Origin of the sequence: Blautia hydrogenotrophica DSM 10507, assembly GCF_034356035.1 — a bacterium.
In the GTDB taxonomy this organism is placed as follows: domain Bacteria; phylum Bacillota; class Clostridia; order Lachnospirales; family Lachnospiraceae; genus Blautia_A; species Blautia_A hydrogenotrophica.
On sequence record NZ_CP136423.1, the window covers coordinates 3,122,422 to 3,138,073 of the forward strand.

At 44.9% G+C, this 15,652-nt stretch carries 11 protein-coding genes, 9 tRNA genes and 3 rRNA genes; 4 read left to right on the plus strand and 19 right to left on the minus strand.

All coding sequences use genetic code 11. The features are described from left to right. Window positions 1-51 precede the first annotated feature (51 nt). From BLHYD_RS14995 to BLHYD_RS15010, 4 genes are all read left to right on the plus strand, one after another. Window positions 52-849: a MerR family transcriptional regulator gene (locus tag BLHYD_RS14995; RefSeq protein ID WP_005949969.1), complete on the plus strand. Its 798-nt coding sequence runs from the start codon at window positions 52-54 to the stop codon at window positions 847-849. Then, the gene (locus BLHYD_RS15000) at window positions 849-1,664 is read left to right on the plus strand and encodes an ABC transporter ATP-binding protein (RefSeq protein WP_040350728.1); all 816 of its coding nucleotides are present in this window, start codon (window positions 849-851) and stop codon (window positions 1,662-1,664) included. The genes BLHYD_RS14995 and BLHYD_RS15000 overlap by 1 nt, the downstream gene beginning before the upstream one ends. Next, complete coding sequence (locus BLHYD_RS15005) at window positions 1,661-2,377, plus strand: ABC transporter permease (RefSeq protein WP_005949965.1); 717 nt, start codon at window positions 1,661-1,663, stop codon at window positions 2,375-2,377. The genes BLHYD_RS15000 and BLHYD_RS15005 overlap by 4 nt, the downstream gene beginning before the upstream one ends. Before the next feature lie 228 nt (window positions 2,378-2,605). After that, entirely contained in the window at window positions 2,606-2,833 is a 228-nt protein-coding gene (locus BLHYD_RS15010) for a hypothetical protein (RefSeq protein ID WP_005949963.1), read from the plus strand. A gap of 83 nt (window positions 2,834-2,916) precedes the next feature. On the opposite strand, the gene BLHYD_RS15015 is transcribed toward BLHYD_RS15010, so the two are convergent. The 19 genes from BLHYD_RS15015 to BLHYD_RS15105 form a co-directional block, all read right to left on the minus strand. Further along, window positions 2,917-3,002, minus strand: a tRNA-Leu gene (locus tag BLHYD_RS15015). 41 nt (window positions 3,003-3,043) lie between these two features. Then, window positions 3,044-3,116: transfer RNA gene (locus BLHYD_RS15020), tRNA-Val, on the minus strand. 28 nt (window positions 3,117-3,144) lie between these two features. Then, a tRNA-Asp gene (locus BLHYD_RS15025) sits at window positions 3,145-3,218 on the minus strand. A 26-nt stretch (window positions 3,219-3,244) separates the two neighbouring features. After that, a tRNA-Ile gene (locus BLHYD_RS15030) sits at window positions 3,245-3,318 on the minus strand. 4 nt (window positions 3,319-3,322) lie between these two features. Further along, a tRNA-Thr gene (locus BLHYD_RS15035) sits at window positions 3,323-3,395 on the minus strand. Window positions 3,396-3,412: 17 nt separating this feature from the next. Then, window positions 3,413-3,484 (minus strand) — tRNA-Glu (locus BLHYD_RS15040). A gap of 119 nt (window positions 3,485-3,603) precedes the next feature. Then, the gene (locus tag BLHYD_RS15045; RefSeq protein WP_005949961.1) at window positions 3,604-4,842 is read right to left on the minus strand and encodes an ABC transporter permease; all 1,239 of its coding nucleotides are present in this window, start codon (window positions 4,840-4,842) and stop codon (window positions 3,604-3,606) included. Between the two features lies 1 nt (window position 4,843). Then, a complete protein-coding gene (locus BLHYD_RS15050; RefSeq protein WP_040350727.1) occupies window positions 4,844-5,731 on the minus strand; it encodes an ABC transporter ATP-binding protein in 888 nt (295 codons plus the stop codon). Between the two features lie 602 nt (window positions 5,732-6,333). Beyond that, the gene (locus BLHYD_RS15055; protein WP_242648401.1) at window positions 6,334-7,404 is read right to left on the minus strand and encodes a sensor histidine kinase; all 1,071 of its coding nucleotides are present in this window, start codon (window positions 7,402-7,404) and stop codon (window positions 6,334-6,336) included. Between the two features lie 28 nt (window positions 7,405-7,432). Beyond that, window positions 7,433-8,131, minus strand: a complete 699-nt coding sequence (vanR, locus tag BLHYD_RS15060; protein ID WP_005949946.1) for a VanR-ABDEGLN family response regulator transcription factor — start codon at window positions 8,129-8,131, stop codon at window positions 7,433-7,435. A gap of 206 nt (window positions 8,132-8,337) precedes the next feature. Next, on the minus strand, window positions 8,338-8,676 hold the full coding sequence (locus BLHYD_RS15065) for a DUF1648 domain-containing protein (protein WP_005949944.1): 339 nt from the start codon (window positions 8,674-8,676) through the stop codon (window positions 8,338-8,340). Between the two features lie 330 nt (window positions 8,677-9,006). After that, window positions 9,007-9,079: transfer RNA gene (locus tag BLHYD_RS15070), tRNA-Asn, on the minus strand. A gap of 110 nt (window positions 9,080-9,189) precedes the next feature. Beyond that, window positions 9,190-12,074: ribosomal RNA gene (locus tag BLHYD_RS15075) — 23S ribosomal RNA — on the minus strand. Window positions 12,075-12,272: 198 nt separating this feature from the next. After that, a tRNA-Ala gene (locus BLHYD_RS15080) sits at window positions 12,273-12,345 on the minus strand. Between the two features lie 96 nt (window positions 12,346-12,441). Further along, window positions 12,442-12,515 (minus strand) — tRNA-Ile (locus BLHYD_RS15085). 13 nt (window positions 12,516-12,528) lie between these two features. Further along, window positions 12,529-12,646: ribosomal RNA gene (rrf, locus tag BLHYD_RS15090) — 5S ribosomal RNA — on the minus strand. 142 nt (window positions 12,647-12,788) lie between these two features. Further along, window positions 12,789-14,322 (minus strand): 16S ribosomal RNA (locus BLHYD_RS15095). The 16S, 23S and 5S rRNA genes sit together here with 3 tRNA genes alongside, the layout of an rRNA operon. Before the next feature lie 408 nt (window positions 14,323-14,730). Beyond that, entirely contained in the window at window positions 14,731-14,862 is a 132-nt protein-coding gene (locus BLHYD_RS15100) for a hypothetical protein (protein ID WP_276902340.1), read from the minus strand. Between the two features lie 51 nt (window positions 14,863-14,913). Next, window positions 14,914-15,474, minus strand: a complete 561-nt coding sequence (locus BLHYD_RS15105; RefSeq protein ID WP_005952051.1) for a manganese efflux pump MntP — start codon at window positions 15,472-15,474, stop codon at window positions 14,914-14,916. Window positions 15,475-15,652 lie beyond the last annotated feature (178 nt).

The window sequence follows — 15,652 nt, forward strand, 5'->3', positions numbered from 1 at the left end:
CGTGACGTAACGTAATAATGTATAATACAGTATAGGAGGTAAAAAACAAATATGGCAAAATACAAAGCAATTCCACAAGGTTTTATGACAGTGGGCGAAGTAGCAAAGAAAATGGGTGTTACCGTTCGTACTCTTCAATACTATGACAAAGAAGAACTGCTTTCTCCATCATCAGAAAGCAAAGGTGGGCGCAGGCTTTATACAAATAAAGATTTAGTTACACTTCATCAAATTATATCCTTAAAATCATTAGGATTTTCCTTGGGTGATATAAAGCAACGTTTAATTTCGTTGGAATCACCGACTGATTTTGCGAACGTTCTTACTAAACAGGCAGATAGCATACGGGAGAAGATAGAGCATCTAACAGCTTCTTTGACAGCAATAGAACAGTTAAAAAAAGAAGTGTTGCAAATGCAGACAGTCAATTTTAAGAAGTATGCAGATATTATTGTCAATCTGCAAATGAAAAATGGATCTTACTACCTCATTAAGCGTTTCGATGATGATACTCTTGACCATATCCGTAATCGGTTTGACAAGGAAAGTGGTTTAAATTTTATGGATAGATTTAACCGTCTAAGTGACGAAATTATAGAACTTCAAAAGGCAAGCGTGTCTCCTGAAAGTGAAAAATGCCAACGAGTTGTAAAAGAATATTGGGGACTGATTATGGAATTTACCAACGGTGATATGAGTATGCTCCCAAAATTGATGGAGATTGGTAATATTGATACTGCTACAAATGCTTGGGAAGAAAGACAAAAAATTGTAAACGACTATTTAGAACCGGCTTTGCAGATCTATTTCTCAAGACTTGGAACAAATCCATTTGAGGAGATACAATGATGAATAGTGCAATACAAGTTCGTGGATTAAAGAAAAGCTATGACAACAACATTGTCCTCAATGGGCTTGATTTTCAAATTGAAAAAGGGGAAATCTTTGCTTTGCTCGGTGTCAATGGTGCAGGAAAAACGACCACCTTTGAATGTATTGAAGGTTTGAGAAAATATGATAGCGGTACAATTATGGTAAACGGGAAAATGGGTATTCAGTTACAATCTTCATCTTTGCCTGCCCATATCAAGCCAATGGAAGCTATAAAATTATTTGCAAAATGGAATGGAGTAAAAATTGATTATACGATGCTTAACACCCTCGACATTAAAGAGATTGAAAAGAAACAGTATGCACAGTTATCCACAGGACAAAAAAGGCGATTACATTTAGCCCTTGCACTTATTGGTAATCCAGATATTATTTTTCTCGATGAGCCGACAGCAGGGCTTGATGTTGAAGGTAGGGTTTCGCTCCACGAGCAAATTCGCAAACTTAAATTACAAGGAAAAACAATCGTTCTAGCAAGTCACGATATGGCAGAAGTAGAAACCTTATGTGATCGTATTGCTATTTTGAATAGCGGAAATATAGTCTTTTGCGGCACAGCTTCGGAACTGACCAATAAGGTAGGAAGAAAATACTTTATCCATATCAAAACAGAGCAAGGGGACAACACTTTTAAGACAGATAATATTGAAAATACTTTGATTTCCCTGCTCAGTGATTTGAGACAAAAAGGGATTCAGGTATTAGATATTAAAGTTGACCGTGGCACGCTGGAACAGCATTTTATCGAAATTGCAAGGAGGGAATCAAAATGAATGGGTTTTTATATGGTATAGCATTACAGTGGAAATTAGATATACGTAGTAAATCTATGTTAGTAACCTGCTACATCGTTCCGCTTATTTTCTTCCTGTTTATGGGGGGTATTTTTACTTCTGTTATGCCTGAAATGAGAAGCACACTGATACAATCTATGATTGTAATGAGCGTTTCAATGGGAGCGTTTATTGGGTTACCGCCATCATTGATTGAAACTTATGGAAGTGATGTAAAAAAAGTTTATAAAGCAAATGGCGTACCTTTATATTTAGGTCTTGTTACAATGTTCCTTTCTGCGTTTGTGCATTTAATGATTAGTAGCGTTATTATATTGCTGCTTGCTCCTATATTGTTCGAGGCAACCTTGCCAGTGCAGCTTCCATTTTTCTTTCTTGCGCTTGCTATATACATCATCGTCTCGCTGAGTATTGGAAGTATATTGGGGCTAACTGTGAAAAATCAGGCAAAGCTAACGATGATAGCACAACTTGTGTTTTTACCGTCGATTATGCTTTCGGGGATTATGTTCCCTATCGAATTGCTGCCGGATTTTCTCAAAACCATCAGATATATTTACCCCGCTTCTTGGGGATACCGATTGATGTTAGACTATGGTTTTCACCTTCAAAATCTATGGTATCTAATCGCTATCTTTTTCGCGGTGATAATTGTATGTGGGATAATACTGAAAAAACAAAAAGTAAAATAGTTTAGAGGGAGATGTTTCGAGCAGAAACACAAAAAAGATTACGTCCCTGATGCAAATTTCAAACAGTTTATCTACAAGCCTGTGGAAGTACAAAGTGACAACGTATTTTCCCTTGACGATACGCATAAGCTGTTGCATTATCTTAGCTGTATCACAGAGCCTTATTCCCTTGTGATATAACTATCTTTTTATCTGTTTATCCGTATCAGGGAGACAAAAGCAATCCGCTTGGAAGACACTGACTATGGAAACAGAATTGCCTATCTGCACAGACAGGCTACCTGTGAACGGACACTACATGATGATTTAACCTTTTCCAAAAGAGGAGTAAAGGTAGTCAACCAGATGAAAGGAAATGCCTCTCATGGTTTCCGCAAGCAGTTCCTGTCTGATGAAGCAATCAAGATTCTTCACAAGGCAAGAGAATTATTTCAAAAACCGGGAATTTTCCCATAAAACGTTCAAAGGTATTCAAACCTTTTGAAGCAAAAAAAGAAGAGAAACGCTACAAATTCAACGCTTCTCTCGTTTTTTATCACTGCCGCAGACCGGAATCGAACCGGTACGAAGTTTAACCCTCGCAGGATTTTAAGTCCTGTGCGTCTGCCAGTTCCGCCACTGCGGCATCTCGATAATAAGTGTATGAGAATATTTTCTCATACAAAATGGGGCCTATAGGGCTCGAACCTATGACCCTCTGCTTGTAAGGCAGATGCTCTCCCAGCTGAGCTAAGACCCCATTCACATACAGACTCACCGTCTGTAAACGACCCAGAAGAGACTCGAACTCTCGACCTCCGCCGTGACAGGGCGGCGCTCTAACCAACTGAGCCACTGGGCCATAGTACTATTATTTTTTTGTTAAAATGGACCTTCGGGGACTCGAACCCAGGACCGACCGGTTATGAGCCGGGTGCTCTAACCAACTGAGCTAAAGGTCCAAAAAGCCGATGATCGGACTCGAACCGATAACCTGCTGATTACAAATCAGCTGCTCTGCCAATTGAGCCACATCGGCATACTTATCCATTTCAATGACTCCAAGGGGATTTGAACCCCTGTTACCGCCGTGAAAGGGCGGTGTCTTAACCGCTTGACCATGGAGCCTCTTACACGGCATTAGCCGTGTCAACGAATGTTATATTACCATAAGCAGAGAATTTTGGCAAGAGGAAATTCCAAATTTTTTTAAAAAAATTGCCACGATTCAGCCCAGCAGACGCGGCTTATAACCGCTGCCGTCTGCAGTAAGTGCGAACTGCCAGTATCAGAAAGGCCGGAATCTCAATCACCGCTGAAATGAAGATAACATATGGTGTCCAGAGACTCAATTTTCCAAGGTGCAGAAACTGAAAATCCACAAACTGATAGAGAAAACTATTTTGCATACCAATGCCTGCGGAAGGAAGTATCGTCGAAAGCCACGTGGAACCACCCAATCCAAAATAAGCAAAAATCGGTAAAAATAGTACCACAAAAGAAATCAAAAGAGCCGTCAAAGAATCTTTACACTTTGCGGATAAAAACAGTGCACAACTCATACTCGCAATCAACGAAATACCTCCGCAAACTGCCAAAGTCAACTGAAGCTGGCCCAAATTCATATTGGGCAGATTTATGATTGAAAACAGCATCTGCATGGAAGTTTTCAGACATTCTGTTCCAAATGCGAGGTTGAGAATCGTCAAATGAATGGCCATTCCCAGAATAAAAACAGCAATAAAAATACAGCAGGATGCAGTGATCCTCACAACAGCAAACCTCATTCGTCCATATTTCGCACAACGAAAAATGTTGTCACTGCCAGTCTGATATTCGTTGGCAAAAATCGGTGCTGCAATTGCAGTACACAGGACCATCAAGACCAAAATATACAGCTCAGTATAGTCAAAAGCGTCTCTGCTCACCCCTGTATAGAGCTGAAAGGGAACTTCCACCTTGGAATATTTGTCTGCCGCATACTGTCTGGCAGCCGGATATTTTTTCTGTTCAAGGTTCATAATATCATTCAGATGGTTCCTGCATTTTTCATAATAACTCTCCTCCACCTCATCCGGGTTAATCTTCATCAAATCTGTCCCTATTCCAGTCTTAGGGTCAGCAAATGCCTCTGAAAGCCCCTGTAGGACTGGTCTGACGGCCAAAATATTTTCAACATATAAATCCAATGGAACCTCATCTAAGGTACCATATTCTCTCACATAACTCTGATATATTCTCAAAGCCTCTGCTACTTTTTCCGGTGTAACTTCACCATTAGTTTTTCTGTAATAATTTTTCTTAAATTGAAGGGCCTCCAAACCGTCCAATTCCACAATACTCCCGTCTTCTCCCGGCCGATTGATGGATTCAAAGCTTACTGGCAGATAAGCCATAATCACTGAAAACACCAACGCTATAAAAACTAAAATTAAAGTACGACGTGTCTTTACAAGCCGCTTCATTTCCAACATAAATAGACGCATATTAGTTTCCCTCCTTTTCTAAGACGGTTTGAGGAAAAAGCCACAAATATAAATCCTCTAGCCTCGGAGGCACTGTTGCGGACTTTGGAAGCTCAGGTTTCTCGGATAAATAACGGATAAATACCAAACCGTGACCTTCATCGCGCCGACTGACAACCCTCAATCTTTTCTCATATTCTGTCAAATCCTCCACAGATACGGCCCCCTCCCATACCTTTCCTTCTATCTGCCTTACCAATTCTTGCGTCGTCCCTATATCTACGATCCTCCCCGCCTTCATGATTGCATTCCTAGAAGCTATATATTCAACATCTGAGACAATGTGAGTAGAGATCAATACGATACGATCATGAGAAAATTCAGAGATCAAATTTCGAAACCGCACCCTTTCACCTGGGTCAAGCCCGGCCGTGGGTTCGTCCATCACGAGAACTTTTGGCTCATTTAGCATGGCCTGAGCAATTCCGACACGGCGTCTCATTCCCCCGGATAATTTGGCAATCTTTTCTCCTCTCACCTCGGACAAAGTGAGGAGTTCCAAAAGCCGTTCTATTCTTCCTGCAGTTTCTTTGATGGGAACATCCTTCAAAGCCGCCATATACTCCAGATAATCTTTTACAGTAAAGTCACGGGAATATCCGAAATCCTGCGGCAGATATCCGAATAGGTTCCGATAAGTCTCCCCCATTTTACGGATTTCTATTCCGTCATAAAAAACTGCACCGCTGGTGGGAGCTGTGAGATCTGCAATCATTCTCATCAGCGTAGTTTTACCTGCACCGTTAGCCCCTAAAAGTCCCCAAACACCTGCTGTCAACGTAAACGACACCTCATCAACCGCTTTTTTGTCTTTAAAGTGCTTGCTCAACTGTTGGATTCTCAGTTCCATGCCCTTTCTCCTTTCCCTAACCTGCTCGATACCACGGACAATGGTGCTACGTGCCGGTGGCACGCGTCTAACATGAACCGCATCGAAACGAGACCCGTTCGTGCTAGCACGGTCCCCTTTTCCTGGCCTATCGCGCAAACCTTCATGTCGCCTGTCGGCGGTACCTCCAAAAAGTATAAGCTACAGATTGCTCCGTGCATCGCACTCCCGCAATCCTGACAGGTATTCGCATTCCGGCGCATTCGCCTACGTGCTCATACCTGTTGCCCCGGCCAATGTCTGGGCGTCCTGGCAAGCAAGCTTGCCGGCCTCCCAACCGCTGTCCGGGAGCTATAAGCTGCGGATTGCTCCGTGCATCGCACTCCCGCAATCCTGACAGGTATTCGCACTCCCGCACATTCGCCTGCGTGCTCATACCTGTTGCCCCGGCCAATGTCTGGGCGTCCTGGCAAGCAAGCTTGCCGGCCTCCCAGCCGCTGTCCGGGAGCTTATACAGTAAAATGCCTCTGTTCAGTATTTATTGTACCGAACAGAGGCATTGAATTCTCAAAGATTCCCTAGAAAAATTCCTAAGAACTTCCTAATAGAACCTATCTTTTTTCCTAATCTGACAGCGGCAATCGAACATGAAAAGTTACCATTTTCTCTTCACTTTCAACTGTGATTTCCCCTCCGTGAAGTCGAATAATCTCTTCCGCGATAGAAAGCCCCAGCCCCGTCCCACCTGTGTCAGAAAGACGGGCCTTATCCAGGCGGATAAATTTTTCAAAAATATCTCCTAACCGTTCCTGAGGAATCTGATCTCCCTGGTTTTGAATGTCCACGTTCACAAAATCTCCCTGCACATCGGCTGTTATCAGGATTTCTGTGTCCGGGTAACTATAAGAAACCGCATTTTTTAATATATTGGAGAAGACACGCACTAATTTTTCAGCGTCAGCAAACACTGTCATCTTCTCTTTTATCTCCAACCGAAGTGAATTTCCTTTAGCCGATATAATCGGATAGAACTCATCCGCCAATTGCACCAACAGGCAGTATAAATCTAATTTTTCTTTTTTCAAAGCAACAGTTCTAGCATGCAGCCGCGTAATCTCGAATAATTCATTGATTAATCTTTCCAATCGCTCTGCTTTTTCCAGGGCAATTCCCGTATACTTTGTTCTTTGCTCAACAGGCATATCAGGCGCCTCCTCGAGCAGACTCAAATAACCGATTACTGTAGTTAACGGTGTGCGAATATCATGGGCCAGATACATAATCAGATCATTTTTCTTATCTTCTGCCATCTTAGCAGCCTGTTTGCTTAATAAAACAGACATTTTGATCTGGTTCATCTGGTTTTCCACCTCTCCTAAAGGAGCAGACAATTCAATCGGCCTACTGTCTTGTTCATGAAGTCTACCCGCTCCTTGAACCACCTCATTCAAATATGACCACGGTTTTTTCCAATATCTATAAAAAATCCCCCCAAAGCCAAAGATGAGGCAGAAAAAATAGATTAGGTCAATCCTCTGAATCAGCCACACAGAAATTGGATTTTGAAAAAGAGCTAAAATATAATCCAATACCAAGGTCACTGCCAACCCCAACGCCGCATACAAAGACAAACTGAGAAAAAGCTGTCTGCACAGTTTCTTTTCCATAGAATTACTTTGATTTTTCGCGTTCACACCCTACACTCTCCTTTTCACAGTAACTTCATATTTTATAGCCCACACCCCAGATTGTCTTAATATAAGTGGGATTAGCGCCAGTATCTCTCAGCTTTTCTCTCAGATGTCTGATATGCACAGTGATTGTGCTGCTATTCTTGTTATAATACTCATCTTTCCAGACAGACCGAAACAATTCCTCTAGACTCACAACATTCCCTGCCTGTTTTAATAAAAGCTGCAAGATTGAAAATTCTGTAGGCGTGAGTGCGACAAGTTCTCCATCTAACAGACACTCATACGTTTTCATGTCCAATTCCAATTTTTTATAAGACAGTCTTGTAGTTTTTTGTGTCTCCACTTCAGAAACAGGCGAGTATTTTTTGTACCTTCGAAGCTGTGCCTTTACTCTGGCGACCAATTCCAGCGGGCGAAAAGGTTTTGTGACATAATCGTCCGCTCCCAGAGTCAGTCCCGTTATTTTATCTGTCTCCTCATCTTTTGCCGTCAGCATAATAATAGGATAAGTATACCGCTCACGAATTTTCTGGCAAATGGAAAATCCATCGACACCTGGAAGCATAATGTCTAAAATCGCTAGATCAAGCTCTTCTCTCTCAATGCATTCCAGAGCTTCCATTGCTGAATAATATTTGTATACTGTATAATTTTCATTTTTCAAATATACTTCCAGCAAATCCGCAATATCATGTTCATCATCGACAACGAGAATTTTTTCCGACATATTTCCTTTCCCTTCTCTGTTCAAATTATATACATTTTAGTATACCAAGCTTTTGCCATAAAATCTCTAATGTCTGCATGAGAGAATGTTAAGTTTTTCCTAAGATTACAGCTATCCCCTTAAAATTGCTCACCATAAGTACTATAAACATCCTTAAAATGTAAGACAATAATAATCGCCATATATCACTCCACGCTCCCCTAGCCTCAAAAAGCTGCATATAACACTCTAAATTCTACAAATATTATTAAAAGACATAGCCCACTGACCAGCCAATTATACTGTATATCATTCAAAAATGTCTTAGAATGTGTTAGCCAATACCGTAACTTTTCCCTACCTGTGAGCAATAAAATCATTAACTGTAACAGCGGAAATAAAAATATCTGAATTCTATCCCCATAGCTATCCGCGATTCCGCCAGCATTAAAATGTATTGGAATCGAGGATGGCAAAAAGAAAAAAACAATCAGTGTAAACACAAATCCTATCCCTACAATCGTCCACGAAAACTTTCTACTGTTAACAAAATATTTAAATTTCATTTTAGATTCCTCCTAGAATTTCTGGCTCCATTCTAACACTATTCGCAGAAAAAAAGAATCCTGTTTACCAGGATTCCCAATTACTCTTACATTCTTTTCTATAACAGAACAAAGTGAGTAAGCCCACTTCAGCTCCCCCATCCCTTCAATCTTGAAACACACAGCTCACTTTGCACGCTGAGCACAGCCGCCTGCCGCAGCTACCTCTCGTAAGTGCGCATCCTTAGCGGAGCGTTTATGTTATAGGAAAGAACTTTCACACATCAGCGTGACAAGGTCTTTCCTATAATATAATAAAAGCTTGCGAACATAACATTCGCAAGCCTACACCTCCCCCTGTTGGACTCGAACCAACGACACTGCGGTTAACAGCCGCATGCTCTACCGACTGAGCTAAGGAGGACCATTCCTTTGAAAGTATTCCCTACTTCTCTCGTATCTCCTACCTTCAAAACTGCATACATGATTCCTTGGAAATCTGGCTGCCAGAAGCCTTCTCTTCCTCTCCTGGCTATTGGTCAAGCCCTCGACCGATTAGTAGCAGTCAGCTCCATACGTTACCGCACTTCCACCTCTGCCCTATCTACCTCGTCGTCTTCAAGGGGTCTTACTTCCTAAGAATGGGATATCTCATCTCGAGGGGGGCTTCACGCTTAGATGCCTTCAGCGTTTATCCCTTCCCGGCTTGGCTACTCTGCCATGCTCTTGGTAGAACAACAGATACACCAGCGGCCAGTCCATCCCGGTCCTCTCGTACTAAGGACAGCTCCTCTCAAATATCCTACGCCCACGCCGGATAGGGACCGAACTGTCTCACGACGTTCTGAACCCAGCTCGCGTACCGCTTTAATGGGCGAACAGCCCAACCCTTGGGACCTACTACAGCCCCAGGATGCGATGAGCCGACATCGAGGTGCCAAACCACTCCGTCGATGTGAACTCTTGGGAGTGATAAGCCTGTTATCCCCAGGGTAGCTTTTATCCGTTGAGCGATGGCATTCCCACTTAATACCACCGGATCACTAAGTCCTACTTTCGTACCTGCTCCACCCGTCGGTGTCGCAGTCAAGCTCCCTTCTGCCTTTGCACTCTTCGAATGGTTTCCGTCCATTCTGAGGGAACCTTTGAGCGCCTCCGATACCCTTTCGGAGGCGACCGCCCCAGTCAAACTCCCCACCTGACATTGTCCCCCAGCCGGGTCACGGCTGCTGGTTAGAAACCCAATACCGCAAGGGTGGTATCCCAACGCCGACTCCGTGAAAACTGGCGTCCTCACTTCTTCGTCTCCCACCTATCCTGTACATGCAATACCGAATCCCAGTATCAAGCTGGAGTAAAGCTCCATGGGGTCTTTCCGTCCTGGCGCAGGTAACCAGCATCTTCACTGGTACTTCAATTTCACCGGATGCATTGTCGAGACAGCGCTCAAATCATTACGCCTTTCGTGCGGGTCGGAACTTACCCGACAAGGAATTTCGCTACCTTAGGACCGTTATAGTTACGGCCGCCGTTTACTGGGGCTTCAATTCAGAGCTTCGTTTCCTGACTCCTCCTCTTAACCTTCCAGCACCGGGCAGGCGTCAGCCCATATACCTCACCTTTCGGTTTTGCATAGACCTGTGTTTTTGCTAAACAGTTGCTTGAGCCTATTCTCTGCGGCCACATCTTCTGTGGCACCCCTTCTCCCGAAGTTACGGGGTCATTTTGCCGAGTTCCTTGACAATGCTTCTTCCGTCGGCCTTAGGATTCTCTCCTCATCCACCTGTGTCGGTTTCCGGTACGGGTACTGTATAAACAATAGCGGCTTTTCTTGACACATGGCTTACGCTCTTCGCTACTAACTTTCGCTCCGCATCACGTCTTCCCATTGCCACGCGGATTTGCCTACGTGACTGGTACCTCGCTTGCACCGGGCTTCCCATTCCCGGCTCGCACTCACCACATATGTCCCCACAGTTCTGTTACACAGCAGTGCAGGAATCTCCACCTGCTGTCCATCGACTACGACTTTCGTCCTCGCCTTAGGCCCCGACTTACCCAGAGCAGATCAGCTTTACTCTGGAAACCTTGGATATTCGGCCATAAGGATTCTCACCTTATTCTCGCTACTCATTCCGGCATTCTCTCTTCCATGCAGTCCACAGCTCCTTCCGGTACTGCTTCGTCCCACATGCAATGCTCCTCTACCAATCTTTCGATTCCTCAGCTTCGGTGTCGTGTTTTAGCCCCGGACATTTTCGGCGCAGGACCTCTCGACTAGTGAGCTATTACGCACTCTTTGAATGTATGGCTGCTTCTAAGCCAACATCCTAGTTGTCTTCGAAATCCCACATCCTTTTCCACTTAACACGCACTTTGGGACCTTAGCTGGAGGTCTGGGCTCTTTCCCTTTTGACTGCCCAACTTATCTCGTGCAGTCTGACTCCCGATCATCAATTACACGGCATTCGGAGTTTGATATTCTTCGGTAAGCTTTGACGCCCCCTAGGAAATTCAGTGCTCTACCTCCGCAAATCTAAATCGAGGCTAGCCCTAAAGCTATTTCGAGGAGAACCAGCTATCTCCGGGTTCGATTGGAATTTCTCCCCTATCCACACCTCATCCCCACCCTTTTCAACGGATGTGGGTTCGGCCCTCCATTGCCTTTTACGGCAACTTCAGCCTGGACATGGATAGATCACCCGGTTTCGGGTCTACTCTTACTGACTTTGGCCCTATTAAGACTTGGTTTCCCTACGGCTCCAGACCTTTAAGTCCTTAACCTTGCCAGTAAGCGTAACTCGCCGGACCGTTCTACAAAAAGTACGCGGTTCACCACATAAGGGTGTTCCACAGCTTGTAAACACAGGGTTTCAGGTTCTCTTTCACTCCCCTCCCGGGGTTCTTTTCACCTTTCCTTCACAGTACTATCCGCTATCGGTCACTAAGTAGTATTTAGCCTTAGGGGGTGGTCCCCCTGATTTCCCGCAAGGTTCCACGTGTCTCGCGGTACTCTGGATCCTGCTCAGTCTCTTCGGTTTTCGTGTACGGGGCTTTCACCCTCTCTGGCCGGCTTTCCCAAAACCGTTCTTCTAACCTTAGAGAATCTTAAATGCAGTCCGTAACCCCAGTGTGCACGCACACTGGTTTAGGCTCCTCCCATTTCGCTCGCCGCTACTTTGGGAATCGAGTTTTCTTTCTTTTCCTCCGGGTACTTAGATGTTTCAGTTCCCCGGGTTCCCTTCCATACACTATGGATTCATGTATGGATGACAGAGGTCTTCTCTGCCGGGTTTCCCCATTCGGACATCCGCGGATCAAGGGATATTTGCTCCTCCCCGCGGCTTTTCGCAGCTTATCACGTCCTTCTTCGGCTCTTAGTGCCAAGGCATCCGCCCTGCGCTCTTTTTGCTTGACCATCTGCTGTTATAGCGTTAACAGCTTGGCCTTCTTTCCTCTTGATGATAACTTATCATCGATGTCTTCCTATCTTGCGCGTTACCTAAGTAAGTGCACCATTGAATGCGTCCCTACCAGGCAACACGGCGTTTTTCAAGGATTTATTTCTCATGTATGCAATTTTCAAGGTACGAGTTTCAGCAGTTCTTCCTGCTGAGTGGAGATGAAGAGATTCGAACTCTCGACCCCCTGCTTGCAAGGCAGGTGCTCTCCCAACTGAGCTACATCCCCTCATTGGGTATTTTCAAATTTTTATTGGTCTTTTGTGAAAGACCTATGGGCTTAAGTGGGCCTTTGTTCCTCCATGCACGGTATCCCAAAGACCTATGGGCTTAAGTGGACTCGAACCACCGACCTCACGCTTATCAGGCGTGCGCTCTAACCAGCTGAGCTATAAGCCCTTCCTTTTTTCTAATCTGGCAGCCACCTACTCTCCCACACCGTCTCCAGTGCAGTACCCTCGGCCGTCTGGGTCTTAACCGTCGTGTTCGGGATGGGTACGGGTGTCTCCCCCAAACGCATCGCCGCCAGAAGCATTGAGTACTTAGTGAGGCGCTCCGCACCGAACTTAGTACGAAAGCTGTTCTTCGCACCCCTGTGCGCAAGAACTTCCTCCTCCCTTAATACCTCAACAGTAAAACACATGTCTCCTCTACTCCTTCTCTTTTCCTTAGAAAGGAGGTGATCCAGCCGCACCTTCCGATACGGCTACCTTGTTACGACTTCACCCCAGTTATCAGTCCCACCTTCGGCAGCTCCCTCCTTTCGGTTGGGTCACTGACTTCGGGCGTTACTGACTCCCATGGTGTGACGGGCGGTGTGTACAAGACCCGGGAACGTATTCACCGCGACATTCTGATTCGCGATTACTAGCGATTCCAGCTTCATGTAGTCGAGTTGCAGACTACAATCCGAACTGAGACGTTATTTTTGAGATTTGCTCCAGGTCACCCCTTCGCTTCCCTTTGTTTACGCCATTGTAGCACGTGTGTAGCCCAAATCATAAGGGGCATGATGATTTGACGTCATCCCCACCTTCCTCCAGGTTATCCCTGGCAGTCTCCCTAGAGTGCCCAGCTCTACCTGCTGGCTACTAAGAATAAGGGTTGCGCTCGTTGCGGGACTTAACCCAACATCTCACGACACGAGCTGACGACAACCATGCACCACCTGTCTCCTCTGTTCCGAAGAAAAGGGAACATTACTTCCCGGTCAGAGGGATGTCAAGATTTGGTAAGGTTCTTCGCGTTGCTTCGAATTAAACCACATGCTCCACCGCTTGTGCGGGTCCCCGTCAATTCCTTTGAGTTTCATTCTTGCGAACGTACTCCCCAGGTGGAATACTTATTGCGTTTGCTGCGGCACCGAATGGCTTTGCCACCCGACACCTAGTATTCATCGTTTACAGCGTGGACTACCAGGGTATCTAATCCTGTTTGCTCCCCACGCTTTCGAGCCTCAACGTCAGTTACCGTCCAGCAGGCCGCCTTCGCCACTGGTGTTCCTCCTAATATCTACGCATTTCACCGCTACACTAGGAATTCCGCTTGCCTCTCCGGCACTCAAGTCTGACAGTTTCCAATGCAGTCCACAGGTTGAGCCCATGCCTTTCACATCAGACTTGCCAAACCGTCTACGCTCCCTTTACACCCAGTAAATCCGGATAACGCTTGCCCCTTACGTATTACCGCGGCTGCTGGCACGTAATTAGCCGGGGCTTCTTAGTCAGGTACCGTCACTTTCTTCCCTGCTGATAGAAGTTTACATACCGAGATACTTCTTCCTTCACGCGGCGTCGCTGCATCAGGGTTTCCCCCATTGTGCAATATTCCCCACTGCTGCCTCCCGTAGGAGTTTGGGCCGTGTCTCAGTCCCAATGTGGCCGTTCACCCTCTCAGGCCGGCTATGGATCGTCGCCTTGGTGGGCCGTTACCTCACCAACTAGCTAATCCAACGCGGGTCCATCCTATACCACCTCAGTTTTTCACACCACTTCATGCGAAGCTGTGCGCTTATGCGGTATTAGCAGTCATTTCTAACTGTTATCCCCCTGTATAGGGCAGGTTACCCACGCGTTACTCACCCGTCCGCCACTCAGTCAATAGAAAACTTCAACCGAAATCTCCGTTCTCCATCGCTTCGTTCGACTTGCATGTGTTAAGCACGCCGCCAGCGTTCATCCTGAGCCAGGATCAAACTCTCTGAATTAGTGTTTGATGTCTCAGGATAACCCTTGGCTATCCTAATTCCTCATTACTGCTTTTGGTTCGTTCAAACCGTTCTTGAATGTAAAGAATTTTCGAGTTCTATGTGTTTTACTGTTCAGTTATCAAGGTTCTTTGCTGTCTCTCATCGAATCAGCTTCATTATTTTACCAAGCGACTCAATCTTTGTCAAGAGTTTTTTTAAAGTTTTTTAATCTTTTTATCTGTCTGTTATTCTCTCGTTGACAGCTTTGATATAGTACCATGATCTTCCAAAGTCGTCAAGAGCTTTTTTACATTTTTTTACATTTTTTGTAACTATTTGAAACAACAGAAATTTCCTTCCAACAACCGGGCCCGACCGAACCTGTAGTAATAAATCCACTGCAAAAACAGTAAGTCCTGACGGAACTCACGGATTTTCTTTGAATTTTTCCCTGATTTCGATTTTCGTATCAGATGAAAAACAGCGCAGAATCTCCACGCTGTCTCCCTCTTCTAGATATATGTAACTCTGGGTATACTGCTCACTCACATTGCTCACCTCTGTATCCTTTCGCATCCTTTTACTTTTCTGATGCATCTGACTTTTATTCTACCCTAAATATCCCAGATGTTCCAGAAGAATCTTCGATCCTATACAGATTAGAACAATTCCGCCTGCTATCTCGGCTTTTGACTTGAATTTCTTTCCCAAAATATTTCCAGACATCACGCCTATTCCGGACAAAATAAAAGTCGTACAGCCTATAAAACAGATAGCAAAGACTACATTCACTTCTAAAAATGCCAGAGTAATCCCCACCGCAAGTGCGTCAATACTCGTGGCCACAGCCAAAGGAAGCATCGACGATGCTTGAAAAGATGCGTCTACCTCCTCTTCTTCCCCAAAGGATTCCCGAATCATATTCGCTCCCACAACGCCTAAAAGTATAAAGGCTATCCAATGGTCCACACGGGTAATCAAATGACTAAATTGGCTCCCCAAAAAGTACCCGATCAACGGCATCATCATCTGAAAACCACCAAAATAAACTCCTGTACACAGTACATGCCCCGGACAGACTCTTTTCACCGATAATCCTTTACAGATTGATACAGCAAAAGCGTCCATGGAAAGCCCGACTGCAATCACAAACAATTCCCCTAATCCCATTTTTTCCTCCTTATCAACACATAGTGGGCAAGCCTGCTTCAGCTCCCCATCCTCTCAATCTTTGAGGGAGTGGTTCACTTTGCACATTAGCGCGACAAGGTCTTTCCTATCACATAAAAAGAGACCTATCCTTTTACAGATAAGTCTCGTCATTTCATACAAAGCCAGGAGCCACCTC

What these genes read in the sequence shown, in the direction of transcription:
- BLHYD_RS15005 (WP_005949965.1), top strand. Translation starts at nt 1,661, where the DNA reads ATGAATGGGTTTTTATATGGTATAGCATTACAGTGGAAATTAGATATA.
- BLHYD_RS15045 (WP_005949961.1), bottom strand. Translation starts at nt 4,842, where the DNA reads ATGCGTCTATTTATGTTGGAAATGAAGCGGCTTGTAAAGACACGTCGT.
- BLHYD_RS15065 (WP_005949944.1), bottom strand. Translation starts at nt 8,676, where the DNA reads ATGAAATTTAAATATTTTGTTAACAGTAGAAAGTTTTCGTGGACGATT.
- BLHYD_RS15105 (WP_005952051.1), bottom strand. Translation starts at nt 15,474, where the DNA reads ATGGGATTAGGGGAATTGTTTGTGATTGCAGTCGGGCTTTCCATGGAC.
- vanR (WP_005949946.1), bottom strand. Translation starts at nt 8,131, where the DNA reads ATGTCGGAAAAAATTCTCGTTGTCGATGATGAACATGATATTGCGGAT.
- BLHYD_RS15050 (WP_040350727.1), bottom strand. Translation starts at nt 5,731, where the DNA reads ATGGAACTGAGAATCCAACAGTTGAGCAAGCACTTTAAAGACAAAAAA.
- BLHYD_RS14995 (WP_005949969.1), top strand. Translation starts at nt 52, where the DNA reads ATGGCAAAATACAAAGCAATTCCACAAGGTTTTATGACAGTGGGCGAA.
- BLHYD_RS15000 (WP_040350728.1), top strand. Translation starts at nt 849, where the DNA reads ATGAATAGTGCAATACAAGTTCGTGGATTAAAGAAAAGCTATGACAAC.